Annotated in this window: 16 protein-coding genes; 3 read left to right on the forward strand and 13 right to left on the reverse strand. The window is 31.0% G+C overall.

Going from position 1 to position 12,929, the window contains the following annotated elements:
• Positions 1 to 71: 71 nt before the first annotated feature.
• From MHH59_RS30050 to MHH59_RS30080, 7 genes are all read right to left on the reverse strand, one after another.
• A complete protein-coding gene (locus tag MHH59_RS30050; RefSeq protein WP_002090568.1) occupies positions 72 to 290 on the reverse strand; it encodes a hypothetical protein in 219 nt (72 codons plus the stop codon).
• 238 nt (positions 291 to 528) lie between these two features.
• A complete protein-coding gene (locus MHH59_RS30055; RefSeq protein WP_445290625.1) occupies positions 529 to 777 on the reverse strand; it encodes a DUF4318 domain-containing protein in 249 nt (82 codons plus the stop codon).
• Between the two features lie 344 nt (positions 778 to 1,121).
• Positions 1,122 to 1,448, reverse strand: coding sequence for a hypothetical protein (locus tag MHH59_RS30060; RefSeq protein WP_340853650.1), 327 nt, complete (start codon positions 1,446 to 1,448; stop codon positions 1,122 to 1,124).
• A gap of 26 nt (positions 1,449 to 1,474) precedes the next feature.
• Positions 1,475 to 1,672 (reverse strand): helix-turn-helix transcriptional regulator, encoded by a 198-nt coding sequence (locus MHH59_RS30065; RefSeq protein ID WP_002204018.1) that lies wholly within the window; start codon positions 1,670 to 1,672, stop codon positions 1,475 to 1,477.
• Positions 1,673 to 2,009: 337 nt separating this feature from the next.
• On the reverse strand, positions 2,010 to 2,576 hold the full coding sequence (locus tag MHH59_RS30070; RefSeq protein WP_340853653.1) for a DUF2812 domain-containing protein: 567 nt from the start codon (positions 2,574 to 2,576) through the stop codon (positions 2,010 to 2,012).
• Positions 2,563 to 2,880 carry a PadR family transcriptional regulator gene (locus MHH59_RS30075; RefSeq protein WP_340853655.1) on the reverse strand — a complete coding sequence of 106 codons (318 nt, stop codon included), beginning with the start codon at positions 2,878 to 2,880 and terminating at the stop codon, positions 2,563 to 2,565. The genes MHH59_RS30070 and MHH59_RS30075 overlap by 14 nt, the downstream gene beginning before the upstream one ends.
• Positions 2,881 to 3,083: 203 nt before the next feature.
• Positions 3,084 to 4,967: a zinc-ribbon domain-containing protein gene (locus MHH59_RS30080; protein ID WP_340853657.1), complete on the reverse strand. Its 1,884-nt coding sequence runs from the start codon at positions 4,965 to 4,967 to the stop codon at positions 3,084 to 3,086.
• Positions 4,968 to 5,227: 260 nt separating this feature from the next.
• On the opposite strand from MHH59_RS30080, the gene MHH59_RS30085 reads away from it, so the two are divergent.
• The gene (locus MHH59_RS30085; protein ID WP_340853660.1) at positions 5,228 to 6,172 is read left to right on the forward strand and encodes a tyrosine-type recombinase/integrase; all 945 of its coding nucleotides are present in this window, start codon (positions 5,228 to 5,230) and stop codon (positions 6,170 to 6,172) included.
• Between the two features lie 20 nt (positions 6,173 to 6,192).
• Positions 6,193 to 6,372 (forward strand): hypothetical protein, encoded by a 180-nt coding sequence (locus MHH59_RS30090; RefSeq protein ID WP_340853662.1) that lies wholly within the window; start codon positions 6,193 to 6,195, stop codon positions 6,370 to 6,372.
• A 71-nt stretch (positions 6,373 to 6,443) separates the two neighbouring features.
• On the opposite strand, the gene MHH59_RS30095 is transcribed toward MHH59_RS30090, so the two are convergent.
• The 4 genes from MHH59_RS30095 to MHH59_RS30110 form a co-directional block, all read right to left on the reverse strand.
• Positions 6,444 to 6,851: a hypothetical protein gene (locus tag MHH59_RS30095; RefSeq protein ID WP_340853664.1), complete on the reverse strand. Its 408-nt coding sequence runs from the start codon at positions 6,849 to 6,851 to the stop codon at positions 6,444 to 6,446.
• A 1,291-nt stretch (positions 6,852 to 8,142) separates the two neighbouring features.
• Positions 8,143 to 8,451, reverse strand: coding sequence for a carboxymuconolactone decarboxylase family protein (locus MHH59_RS30100; protein ID WP_340853666.1), 309 nt, complete (start codon positions 8,449 to 8,451; stop codon positions 8,143 to 8,145).
• Complete coding sequence (locus MHH59_RS30105; RefSeq protein ID WP_340853668.1) at positions 8,451 to 8,864, reverse strand: tautomerase family protein; 414 nt, start codon at positions 8,862 to 8,864, stop codon at positions 8,451 to 8,453. Before MHH59_RS30105 ends, MHH59_RS30100 begins: the two co-directional genes overlap by 1 nt.
• 44 nt (positions 8,865 to 8,908) lie before the next feature.
• Positions 8,909 to 9,457, reverse strand: a complete 549-nt coding sequence (locus tag MHH59_RS30110; RefSeq protein WP_340853669.1) for a DUF4865 family protein — start codon at positions 9,455 to 9,457, stop codon at positions 8,909 to 8,911.
• A 235-nt stretch (positions 9,458 to 9,692) separates the two neighbouring features.
• Between MHH59_RS30110 and MHH59_RS30115 the strand changes: the two genes are divergently transcribed.
• The gene (locus MHH59_RS30115; protein WP_016093926.1) at positions 9,693 to 10,517 is read left to right on the forward strand and encodes an MBL fold metallo-hydrolase; all 825 of its coding nucleotides are present in this window, start codon (positions 9,693 to 9,695) and stop codon (positions 10,515 to 10,517) included.
• Positions 10,518 to 10,845: 328 nt separating this feature from the next.
• On the opposite strand, the gene MHH59_RS30120 is transcribed toward MHH59_RS30115, so the two are convergent.
• Complete coding sequence (locus MHH59_RS30120) at positions 10,846 to 11,385, reverse strand: helicase (protein WP_340853672.1); 540 nt, start codon at positions 11,383 to 11,385, stop codon at positions 10,846 to 10,848.
• Positions 11,386 to 11,770: 385 nt separating this feature from the next.
• On the reverse strand, positions 11,771 to 12,343 hold the full coding sequence (locus tag MHH59_RS30125; protein ID WP_215551254.1) for a tyrosine-type recombinase/integrase: 573 nt from the start codon (positions 12,341 to 12,343) through the stop codon (positions 11,771 to 11,773).
• Positions 12,344 to 12,929 lie beyond the last annotated feature (586 nt).

Genomic DNA, 12,929 nt, shown 5'->3' on the forward strand with positions numbered 1-12,929 from the left:
GTATTTTTTCTTTTTATGGATACATTTTTTTAGCTCGATAGCGATGTGGTGTTACCTCAAATATAATTATTTTATTTGAAGGTCTCTTTTAAATTTGTTTCAAATCTTTTCATAGGTTGGTATACAAGAACGTGTAGTGATAAACCTATCACTGCAGTAATGTTTAAAATAATACTTATAATCATTAAAGACCATTCTATAACTGGAGAAAAGTATCCATTCATACTTAATGTAGAAGAACTTACACCAAGTATTAAAATAACTATTAGTAAAGGTAAGTTTTTAACCAATTTGAATCCCCCCTTTAAACATGATATCCTTATATTATTATATCATAAAATAATTATATTATTAATTATAAGATAGTTATCTATGGGAATTTAACTTATTTTTTCGTTTTTGGGGGTATTTTGTCTTGTTAGTTTGATCACGATGTGGTGCTAGCCCTAAATAAATCTTAGATACTAGTACTAATTAGTCTGTTCATTTTGCTTAACCAATACAGATAATCATATTAACTCAAGCCCTCTATACTTCTCGACAAAGTATATAATATCCTCCACGATCCATACGTACATCTGCACTATACAATGTATCTTCTAAATAAAATGTAATCGGTTTTGTTTTATTTTCAAACCTTAATTTCTCCTTAGACTGTATAGTATAGGTTTCAACAGCTGAACAGATTGTTTTAACAGATGGATAATGAAGAGAATCATCTAGTTCAATATAAAAGCTTTTTCTTAATAGTTTTTTTAAAAATCTTTGCTTTTTCATCCTAATTTACTCCCCCTTCAACCTTAATATAAATCAACATTCTAAAACATCCATATTATACCATAAAATAACCCTTTGTTTTTGAGTATAAGTACTGGCAGGGATTTGGTTAGCCTCCAGAAACTTAACATAATTGAATATAGAAAAGTGGATTAATATAAGATAGTTTTCTATGAGAATTTAACATGTTTTCTCTTTTTGGGGTGATCTATTTTTTTAGCTTGATAGCAATGGGGTACCGCCAGCATTTTGGAAAAACCCCACGCTAAGCAAAAAATACAATACGCTGCCCATATGGACAGCGTATTTACATAATTATCGTTCTCGGAAGTTACTTTTTCCTTTTACTTTGTAAGTAATCCAATAACAGTTATAACAATTAAGATAACTGCCCATATAATAAAATGTTTGTTTCTTTTTACAAATTTTATTGTTGTATCAGAGTCATCTGTTTCTTCAAAGCGTTCTATTTTTCTTTTTTGTACAACGAGTGTCCAAAAATACACTGCATTCCCTATTGATAAAATCAAAAAAGCATTTCCTAAATACCCATTTCTAAAGTTGTCGTATAACGACCAAATGAGTAATAAAACAGTATAGACCATGAACGCATTTCTACTGGCTTTTGCTACATGATATTGTTCCATTTCGTCTTGTTTTTGTATCTGCATTGTTCTCTCGCTTCCTTATTTCAAGATTATTCAAGTGTAAAAATGTCCTCCATTTTTAGATTGAAGTAATGAGCTATTTTTAGTGCTAATTCTAAACTTGGATTGTAGTGATTATTTTCAATGGCTACAATCGTTTGTCTTGTAACCTGTAAGTCCTTCGCCATTTGAATTTGTGTAATTTCATGTTGTACTCGTAGTTCTTTAATTTTATTTTTTACAGCCATCGTTTCACCTGCAATGTAAAGATATCTTTACTAATAGATTATATAAAAACACCATAAATGTAAAGATATATTTACACCTTATCTTGGAAAAACAAAACCCAAAGCATATTTTAATTACTTTGGATTCATGAATATGTAAAATGATAATAAAGTTATTTAATTTTAAAAACTCAACCAAGCATAACCCCGTTCTAAATTTAGGACGGGGTTAAAAATATAGTTGTTTAATTTTTAAAGTAAGGTATTTCACTACACTAAAAAATATAATAATAAAGTCGTTTAAAAATCTAATTTTTATTCAACAATAGCGCCCGATTCTGGAAGATTTCAAAAACGTTTATTTTTCTTTTAACATTGAATACTTTTGATAAACTTTATAGAAAATGCTACCCAAAAAAACAAACAGAAGTGTGGGAGACAACTTCACAAGGACAAATGGAGTTTCAAATAAAAATGCCTTCCAAAATAATGAATCTTTCATACTCCAAAGACCTTCATGATATAATCGCGAATCCTTGTAAAATATATAAGAATAAGCTAAACACAGCGTACCCAACCAAAATGAATAACCCATTAATCTTTTATAATAATTATCCTTTGATTGGCGATCCGAGAAGATTTCATTTTGATCATCATCTTCTTTTTGCCAATACCGTATTCCGCTAAGCCAGGGCCCCTTTATATAGTTCCAACCGAAATCCTTATATATCCCTTTGTATTCAACCAACTTTTTCTTAGGTAAATAATCTTGATAATCAAGTCGCATAACATATCTCTTGTCAGTTTTTTTGAAAGTGTATATTCCTAATCCACTAATATTTGTACAACGATAGCCTTTTTGTAATTGCTCGTTCAGCCATTGTTCCTCTTTTTCAATATCAAAAAACATCTTAAATTTCTTCATTGGATTCACTTCCTTCGTACAGGGATAAAATATGCAATAACCTGTTTTGTTCCATTTTCAAAATGGCGCTTCCTTCTGCAGTTATCATATAAACTTTTCTTCGACCTAACTCTCCAACAGGTTCAATCCAACCATGCTTATTCAAGTTTTCAATCGCACCGTATAATGTACCAGCTGCTAAAATAACAGTACCGTTACTTATCTTTTCTATCTTCTGCATTACGGCATAGCCATGGAGTGGCTCACGCATAGCTAATAAAATATAATGCATGGTTTCAGACAACGGTAATAATTTATGTTTCATATCCTCACCCTTTATTCAGTTCGACTATATAGTTCAACTTAATAATAACGTAATACAGTTCAACTGAATAGTCAACAACATTTTCAAAATTAGTCAAAGGAACTTAAAGTAAATAGCTTGATAACAAAGGGGAAATCAATCTAAAAAGTCACTTTCCTTACGTAAGGGAAAGCGACTTTATTTTAAATTAAACAACTTTTTTGTCACTTTACACCTAACTTATTTTTCCTTGAGCAATAAAGACAGCCACTACCATAGGCACGATTATTAACTGAAGTTTCCCATTCATGTCCTTCATTGCATTTCCACCATACTCTTTTACTTGAACTCCTCGTGACATCATAAGGAGTTAATGTTCCATTTTTAGTGGGATGCCATTCTTTAGCTAGCTCTGAATTTAATGTAGCTAGACAATTATCAATACATATTTTTCTGTTAGTACAATAAGGACAGCCACTACCTTTTGTACGATTATGTACATTAGTTTCCCATTCGTGTCCTTTCTCACACATCCACCATACTTTTGTATAACTTCCTACAACTACATCATAAGGAGTCAATATTCCATTTTTAGTAGGGTGCCATTGTTTAGCTATTTCTGGATTCAATGTAGCTAAACAATTATCTATACATACTCTTTTGTTAGCACAATAAGGACAGCCTACTCCAGTTGTTCTGGAATATATAGCACTTTCCCATTCATGCCCTTTTTCACATTTCCACCATACCTTTAAGTGAGCCCCTTTTTTAAAATGTTCTGGTTTTAACTCGTTGTTTTTAATGGGATGCCATTCTTTGACTAGTTGAGGATAATGAAATGCTATAGAGTTTTCAATATTTTTTTTCTTAAATAATTTAGTGATCTCATATTTTTTATTTTCAGTATCAATATTCACTTTTTCACAACAGAGGTTATTATGTTGAAAAATAAGCTTGAATATTTCAGGAATTATATTGTTTAATTCATTAAAACTTGGAGGATTTCCAACGGAAATATTTATTGTGGAATTATTGTTTATTCTTTGTAAGCCTTCTTCCCTAACTCGTATTAGCAAAAACCCTTTTTGAGCAACATATTCACTTTTCTTTACATCTTGTTCATAGCGATTCCTATGCCAATAGTATCCATCGTATTCAATTACAAACGATAGCTCACTATTAAAGATATCAAATTCTACACCATCTTCTGTAAGGTGTTGACTTAATGTATTTTTAAATCTGTTGTTTATGAAATAGAAAATTGTTTGTTCTGGAAAAGAAGTTCTAGGTTTGCAAAAAGGGCAATTTGTTCCAAAGCCTCTTTGGTGAACTGTTGTTTGCCATTCATGCCCTTTTTCACATATCCACCATACTCTTCTCCCTGATTTTGGAGTAACATCATTTGGAGTAAGCAATCCATTTTTAATTGGATGCCATTCTTTTGATATTTCCGGATATACTTTAGCTAAACAGTTATCAATAGTAGCATTACGTCCTGAACAGTATGGACAGCCAGAACCGTTTTTTGTGCGATCATATAATCTAGTTTCCCATTCATGTCCTTGTTTACACATCCACCAAATTTTCTTATCTGAACCAAAAGAAATTGTTGAAGGATCTACAGATGTATTCTTAAATGGATGCCATTCTTTTAATAAATTAGGATGTGTAACTACAATAGACTTCTCAAAGAGAGTCTTTTGTCCACAACAATAAAGACAGCTAGAGCCGTGCTTTGCACGACGATATACTTTAGTTTCCCATTCGTGTCCTTCCTCACACATCCACCATACTTTTTTATAACTTCCTACAACTACATCGTATGGAGTCAATGTTCCATTTTTAGTAGGATGCCATTGTCTAGCTATCTCTGGATTCAATGTAGCAAGACAATTATCTATACAAACTTTTTTATTTGCACAATAAGGACATCCTCTTCCTTTATGACGATTCCATGTAGACGCTTCCCATTCATGTTCTTTCTCACATTTCCACCATGCTTTTTTATTGGAACCAAATGTAACATGAAAAGGAGTTAATTTTCCATTTTTAGTTTCATGCCACTGTTTAGCTAGTTCGGGGTTTCTTATTGCTAAGCTATTATCCATAAGGTGTTACCTCCTCTCTAGGGGGATATGCCATATAATTTGTTTACACATTATAGCTATTTGATATACCTATATGCTTTAAAAAGACATTTTTTGTCTTTTCCCTAGTGAAAATTCAAAAAACTGAATCATTATCCTATTTATTAAATTCATCATGTATTTTTTTAGGATTTGATTTTTAAAGGACTATAGAAGAGCATGTATACTTTAAGTTATTTTAAATTTGATATACTAAAAGAAAAAATTAGGATGATAAGGTTATGCCAACAAAAGAGTTCCAAGATACAGTACAGTATTTTTCTTCTTTCTTATTAGATAAAGGAAGAAAACCTTCTACAATTAAACGCTATGCCTATGATATTGAAAATTTTGGTCAGTGGTTGCAAAAATCTAAAAAGCTTCCATTCCACAATATATGGTTGACACTTAATACAGAGGATTATGAAGAGTATTTTAATGATTTAAAGAAGCAACGAAATTACTCGGATAAAACGATACATCGTGTTTATATTGTTTTAAGTAGACTTTATCAATATTTAGACATACCCAATCCAATGGAAGATATAAATCTTGTAGTTCAGCCTAATCGTGCGTTACGTGATGAAGACTTTATTTCTAAAGCGGAAGAAAAAAGGTTAAAGTGCATTTTAACCTCATTAGAAGGATTAACAGAAAAACAACGATCTGTTCGCCCAGTACTTATGGAGCGTAACATTGCTGTTGTGCATTTACTCATTAATAATGGATTGTCCTTACAAGAACTTGTAGGTTTACAGATGAAGCACGTCCATTTTGAAAACAACACGATCTCAGTACCAGGAATAGTGGGTATAGAGAGAGTAATTCTTTTAACTGAAGATGATAAAAAGATATTATTTAACTATTATAGAACTATTCCTGAACCTGTTCGTCCAAAATATCATAGCAATGATCCACTATTCGTAGCATTCGATTTTACTCGAAAAACTTATCATTGGTCATATGACAACGATGCTCCCAAGGCTTTAACAGAAATTGCTGTTCAAAAAATGATTCGACTTGAAGTTGAAAGAGCGAATTTAAGAAAAGGAATTTCAGCACAACATCTACGGAATACATTTATCTTACGGCTAATCGAAAATGAAGTCTTAGAGGTAGAAATTATAAAACAAGTAGGTTTTAAATCTAAGCTTTCGTTAAAAAGATATTATGATTACATCCATTAATAATAACGGAGGAAGATTATTTGAAGAAAAATAAAACAAAAAATTCATATTATATAAAAGAATATACTTTGCGGTATAAAAGTATAAAATCCATTAAAGTGGAACCCTGGCGTTCGTTTAAAGAGGAAATGAAGGTGCTTGGCATTAATGACAGTGACATTTTTCAAATTCAACTGATTGAAAAAACGAGTGTGAATTAAAAACCTTGATAATATCAAATAACCATAAAAAGAAGAATCCATAATTCGCTGGATTCTTTTTTATTATTATTTTACTTGCTAATCCATTTCGAGATAATAGGATAATGAAAATCTTTCCCTTGTAATACATATAAAATTCCTTTAAGGGGCCCGAAACCTAATAAAATAGTTAGGATTATATAAATTGGGGCTGTCCACAATATCATGGACATATCACTCACATTCATGTCGGAATGGAACATAGAAAGCATTAAAGTCCTCATTACAAAAGTATTCCATATCAATACAATAATCCAAGTGAATAACTGATAAACAACTGTTTCAATAGCAATTATACGAAGTTTTTTTGATTTGAATATGAAATAAAAAATTAAGGGTATATAAAAAATTGTAATGCTAAAAAGAGTGAGAATGATGAAAGATAATAAAGTAATAATATGCATCATAAGTTCTAAGTTTTTTTCCTGAGATAAATTCATTTAGACTCCTCCTATATGTAGATTTGATTCTCTTAAAGTTAACGATAACTCAATATAACACGTCACCTAATGTAACAAAATATAATTTTCTTGTTAGGTTTTGTTACATTTTGTATTTGGAAATATGAAATATCCTAACTGTTAAATTTATTGTAACAAAATACTGTATCAAAAATAATCCACAACATTATTACTACAATCCCTTTTTATTGCACGATAATCGGATAATGGAGATAAAATACAAACTATGACTCAAAATTACATATATCTCGGATGAACCCCGTATAGAGAGTTTATCAAACTAATAAGGTGAATCAAAAAGAGTTCAAAAAACATGTTGAAGACGGTGTAATAACAAATTTCCTCAATTAATATATTTAGTTTCTTTTAAAGTTCAATTCTAGGTTATTTAAAATGAAAAACAAAAAGAACTTGTAGGGATTCCTACAAGTTCTTTTTCAGATAATGTATAAAAGGTGAATCAAACTATCTCATTACTCGTAACGGGGAAACCATCTTACATATGGCTTGATTTCATTATATAACAAACCTTAACATATGCCCTTTAGATATTTGGAAATTATGTGAATTTTAAAAAAGAGAACAAATAACTGTTTTAAGCCCCTAAAAATTCCAATTGAACATTTTGAACAAAATATTTTAAATCAATATATATTTCATAATAAATTATAAAAAATGTAGATATAGGTAAATAGAGAAGAATGTATCATTATTACAGAAAGGTATATATTAAGATTCAGGATTAATAAACTATAAGAAAATGAAGTTCATGTTATCGATACATATAATTCGTGAACATATTGAGAGTGATGTGATTCTGGCAGTGTATTTTGAGAAGAAGTAAATTTGTATATTTTTCACAAGAAATCATAAAAAAGACTTAGTTCTTGTGAGGAAAAAAACTTTTTACTATAGAGCCATTATCTTGTATTTTATTCATCATAAGCGATGCCGTTATCGCAACGTCTATTTTATTGCTAAGAAAAGATAAGGGGAAAGGATTTGCTGCAAGGCTTACTAAAGAATAGATTGTACTTTTCCCTTATTCCCCCTTTTTCGGAACAAAGACACCTAGCTTTGGAATAAATCTCTTACAAATCCGCATTCTATGATAAACAAAAAAATCTATTTTGAAAAATAGATTGATCAAAATGGATTTTTTCTTTGTGATTAGATGTTCAGTTTTTATAAAAGTTTGCTCATTTTTATATCATTTGTTTAAAAATGCTCTAAAGAAAAACAGTGTTAGCGGAAAATTAAGTCTTCATATTTAATTTATTATTATATTTAATGCAGAGGCAGCTTTAGGCCATCCAACGTAAAAGGCCATATGTGTTATCAAAGCAATAATTTCCTTTTCGTTAATTCCATTCTTTTCAGCTAGTTGTAGATGAAATGGTAGTTGTTCAGTATTGCCGATACTAATTAGGGCAGCTAGTGTACATAAACTTCTTTCTTTAGATGTTAAAGTAGGGTCTCTCCATATTTTCTCGAATAATATGTTTTCACTATAATCAACAAAATCGGGAGCCATATCTCTCATTTTCTTTGGTATATGGGATTCGATACGATTATTCACTATTCTTTTCCCTCCCTCATATTAACCATTTGTGCTACTCCTTGACCAAATGACCAGTTTTCAGCAGATGTCTCGTTTAATGTAATAAAAATATCGGCTGTAGAGATGTTTAAATGATTAGAAATAGCTTTTGATAGGGATTGATACAAACTCTTTTTCTGATTTATTGTTCTTCCTGGCCCACATGTAATAGATACGTACATTATTTTTTCTGTTCTCTTTTTTTCTCCTTCTAACAAGTAATACGGATCGTAAAAAAAATGGTTAGATGGATAGGGAAAAAACATTTGAAAGTAATCATTTTCAGGTACTTCAAAATGTTCAATTAAAGAAAGGTGAATACTAGTGCTTACCTTTTTTAATTCTTCTTTATTCGATAGACCTTCAGGGTAATAAACGTTAACAAAAGGCATATACTCTCATTCCCTTTCTTGTTGTGTGGTTTTGAGATTAATTGTTATTTTGAAATATGCAAAACCTCATATACTATAAGGTGGTCTGATGAGTTAACTTTTGGTTTTTCTTGATAAAAACTGAATTGGCTATATCCCCATTTATCTGGATTATAAACTAATAAATTCCCCAAACTTATTTCTGCATTTTCCACATAGTGATTAATAGTATTAAATGGCGTATTGGTTAATGATTTGCTTTCGGTAATATTCCCTGCATATTCAACAACATATTTACTTTTAATAAAATCTTTTTCTAAGTCAATAGACAAAGGAACACCGATATTGATTTGTTGCCATCCGAAGGATTCTAAAATATTGTCATAAAAACCATCAAAGATAAATTTGTTCATTCCTTGATAGTTATCCCAAATATATAACGGGGCATAGGAATTGTATGAACTTTCATTCTTTTCTGCCTCAGTGATTAAATACGCTTTAAAGTTAAGCCCTGGAAAACTGTCCGTCTTATGTCCATTGTCTTGCACCCTTTTTTGAATAATCCCCATATCATAATCTTTTGGCAAAATGACCTTATATTGCATTCCAATCATGTTCATCACTCACTTTCAATATTATATAAATTATGATAAAACGATATTAAATAAATGTAAAATAGGTATAAATTATACCCGCTATCATTTATAATGATACCCAATAAGGGGTGTTATGTTAATTAAAGTAAGTATATATAATCGTTTTTGAAGATTCTCAATATACAAATAGATTAATTGTAGTTTAAAGTTTATAATTAATTTGTGAAAAAGTTTATAACAAAGGGGCATACATATGTTAAATTACATCTGCACTACATGCGGCGTTCAATATTCTAAAAGTCAAGAAGTTCCTTCTGATTGTATAATTTGTAATGAAGAAAGGCAGTATATTAATCCATCTGGACAATCATGGACTACTCTTGAAAAAATGCAAAAAAGTAAATTATATAAAAATGAAATTTTAAAAGAAGAAACTGGTTTATATAGCATTAATACAAAACCTGAATTTGCAATTGGGCAGACAGCTTATTTAATACAAAGTCAAAATTTTAATGTTTTGTGGGATTGTATTACTTATTTAGATGAAAATACAATACAAGAGATACATAAATTGGGAGGTATACAAGCAATTGTACTTTCCCATCCTCACTATTATTCTACACAAGTAGAATGGGCAGAAACATTTAATGTTCCAATTTATATTCATGAAGATGATAAAGAGTGGGTAAATCGTTCAAGTAGACAAATTATTTTCTGGTCTGGAGAATCTTTGGTATTAACTGATGAGATTACAATTTATCGTTTGGGAGGGCATTTTAAAGGTGGAGCTATTTTACATTGGAAAGATGGCAGTGATAAAAAAGGGCTTCTTCTGACAGGCGATATCATTCAAGTTGTTGCAGATCGTCAGTGGGTAAGTTTTATGTATAGTTATCCAAATTTGATTCCGTTACCAGCTAATAAAGTAAAAGAAATGGTAGATAAGATTAAAGACTTACCTTTTAATCGTTTGTATAATGCATTTCATAGAGTAATAATCGAGGATGCAAATGAAGCTGTTCAAAGATCTGCTGATCGCTATGTAAAAGCTTTACAAGGAACACTTTTTCATACTTAAATCTTAAAAATAAAGAATGACTGTTAAAACAGTCATTCTTTATTTTTAGATTTATATAGGGGTACAGCCGCATGCCCATCAACTTAAGAATTTTATAATGCCCCATTGCTATCAAGCTAATATTTTATAGTACCCCCAGAACGAAATTTTGTATTAACTTGTAACAAAAAAGCTTATTTTTTTGTTTTGAGGTATTTGCTTTTCTTAGCTTGATGGTGATGTGGTGATCCCTAAAAACAAGGACAATAAAAAAGACCGTCTAACGACGGTCTCATGAAGTAAAGCCCCCCTTTAGTTGAACAAAAGCAGGTAAGTTTCTCATGATTTCTCACTTCTTAAAATTTTTTTGTTTGACAAAGATAAAGTGGTCTTCAGGCTTCCAAACGTGCAGATGGTCAGCGATGTATCCGCGTAGCCAAAACACGCCATTAATTTGTCTAAGATAAAAGCCTTTCGGAAAATCATCGTCTTTAGTTAATATTTCCGATGCTATTGTGATGGAGCCAGATGGAGCTTGATGTTGTTGTGAGGCATTCCCCAAATAACCTTCAGGCTGTTCCAGATACTCCAATCTTAGTTGAGGTCCCAGCTCAAGCGGACACAATTCCAAACCAAGTTCGCTCGCTCTTTTAAAGAGCTGAGCCGTAGTAGCTCCATCAGGAAAGCCAAGGTCTATAACGGTTAGTTCAACGGTCTCCAGGCTGTACTTTGTATTAGAAGTCGTAAATTTATCATCAGCTAGCAGTCTTTCTCCATACTCATTCATCAAAATGGAGTATTGTTGCAATTTCTGAATAAGCTGTGATTTCGTAAGTCCGCCAACCTCTACTGTTCTAGTAATAATTGGACAATCAGGGTATATTCGCATTTGTAGTCACTCCTAAAAAATTGGGTATAAGAATTTAAAATTAATACATTCTACAATTTTCCATAAATCCCTTTGTTGGAGTAAAGACCCATTGCTATTAAGCTAACAAAACTAAACTTTCTTAAAATGAAAAAATACGCTATTCTTTCTGTAGAATCATAGGTAAGGATGGCGTTTTTTATTGATTACAAATGGTCAATTGGTGTTCCCGTCCGAAAGAGGTATGAAATAGAGTCTTAAATTACAGTCCAGTTTATAAAAATCACCCTATAAAGGGGACTATGGAAAATGCTAATCCGTCCTATATGAGGTACCATCAACATTTTAACGTTTGTTGATAGTACCTCATATATTTTCAACAAAACAAAAAAGCATTTCATTTAAATTAGATGCGGAATGTGTCAAGTACATTATCTTTTTCTTCCTTATTAATCCCGATGTATCTTAGTGTAATTTGTGGTGTACTATGATTCAATATTTCTTGTAACATAGCAATATCCTTTGTTTGCTTGTAAAACCAATATCCAAATGTTTTACGCATGGTATGGGTACCTAAAGATTCGACTCCGGCAAAATCCCCGGCTTTTTGTAACTGTCGATAGGCTTGAATTTTACTAATGGGTTTATCACCTTTTCGAGAAGGAAATAACCAGATACTTTTTAGATCTTCAGCGTATGGAAGTACTTCCTCAAAAATGGATGTAATATTTATGATACGCTCCTTTTTTGTCTTTCCTTCTTTCACTTTAAATTCTTTCCGTTTTTTTCGCTTCAGTTTTAAAATTTCATTCGTTTCCATTTTGAGTAAATCACTTACACGTAACCCCGTATTAATACCAATTAAAAATAATATATAATCACGATCTGAACAATGACGTTTGAGCGACCATTTCATATCATTAAGCTGTTCTATGCTCCGAATTGGTTGTACATCAATTAAATGTTGCTTTTTATCCATCTGCTTTTCAATCCCTTTATTTTCAATGATTTGAATGTATACTTTTTTGTCTATTTTTATTATATCAGTGAAATTAGATAAAAGTCAATGTTTAAGGAAAAATGAATGTAAACTTTTGGCTAAAAGTTTACATTGGAGACACCTTATTATTATGATTGGAATTTTACATCTGGAATGAAATTCCGAATACAATAGTGAAAAATAGGGAAATGAAAATTTTGAAAACTTAAAATAAACATTGCAATCTGAATATAAGGAATGCGGCAACCATTCCTTCTTTTTGGATCCACTTACAAATGATTAAGTCAACAGTGTCAAGAGAAATTGGAACAAACACAGATTAATCTTGGTATATTGTTTAACATATTGAAGGTGCAGACTCAATCATATTTAGTGATTGAGTCTGCACCTTCAATTTTTTGTTGTACAGAGATAATAAAGTTGTTTAATTTACAATAAAGTCATTTAAAAAATAATATAGTAGTTTAAAAATCCTTCTTCTACTAACGAGGCAGGTTAGTGGAAGAAATAGCAAGTGGGTTTAACTAGGAGAAGTGTCGATGACATTACAGAAGACACCGAGGTG

This window comes from Bacillus sp. FSL E2-0195, assembly GCF_038003645.1.
Taxonomy (GTDB): domain Bacteria; phylum Bacillota; class Bacilli; order Bacillales; family Bacillaceae_G; genus Bacillus_A; species Bacillus_A mycoides.

Coding starts and splice junctions, on each gene's coding strand:
- MHH59_RS30060 (WP_340853650.1), bottom strand. CDS start 1,448: ATGCAGATACAAAAACAAGACGAAATGGAACAATATCATGTAGCAAAA.
- MHH59_RS30085 (WP_340853660.1), top strand. CDS start 5,228: ATGCCAACAAAAGAGTTCCAAGATACAGTACAGTATTTTTCTTCTTTC.
- MHH59_RS30095 (WP_340853664.1), bottom strand. CDS start 6,851: ATGAATTTATCTCAGGAAAAAAACTTAGAACTTATGATGCATATTATT.
- MHH59_RS30120 (WP_340853672.1), bottom strand. CDS start 11,385: ATGCGAATATACCCTGATTGTCCAATTATTACTAGAACAGTAGAGGTT.
- MHH59_RS30115 (WP_016093926.1), top strand. CDS start 9,693: ATGTTAAATTACATCTGCACTACATGCGGCGTTCAATATTCTAAAAGT.
- MHH59_RS30110 (WP_340853669.1), bottom strand. CDS start 9,457: ATGATTGGAATGCAATATAAGGTCATTTTGCCAAAAGATTATGATATG.
- MHH59_RS30105 (WP_340853668.1), bottom strand. CDS start 8,864: ATGCCTTTTGTTAACGTTTATTACCCTGAAGGTCTATCGAATAAAGAA.
- MHH59_RS30055 (WP_445290625.1), bottom strand. CDS start 777: ATGAAAAAGCAAAGATTTTTAAAAAAACTATTAAGAAAAAGCTTTTAT.
- MHH59_RS30070 (WP_340853653.1), bottom strand. CDS start 2,576: ATGAAGAAATTTAAGATGTTTTTTGATATTGAAAAAGAGGAACAATGG.
- MHH59_RS30065 (WP_002204018.1), bottom strand. CDS start 1,672: ATGGCTGTAAAAAATAAAATTAAAGAACTACGAGTACAACATGAAATT.
- MHH59_RS30075 (WP_340853655.1), bottom strand. CDS start 2,880: ATGAAACATAAATTATTACCGTTGTCTGAAACCATGCATTATATTTTA.
- MHH59_RS30125 (WP_215551254.1), bottom strand. CDS start 12,343: ATGGATAAAAAGCAACATTTAATTGATGTACAACCAATTCGGAGCATA.
- MHH59_RS30080 (WP_340853657.1), bottom strand. CDS start 4,967: ATGGATAATAGCTTAGCAATAAGAAACCCCGAACTAGCTAAACAGTGG.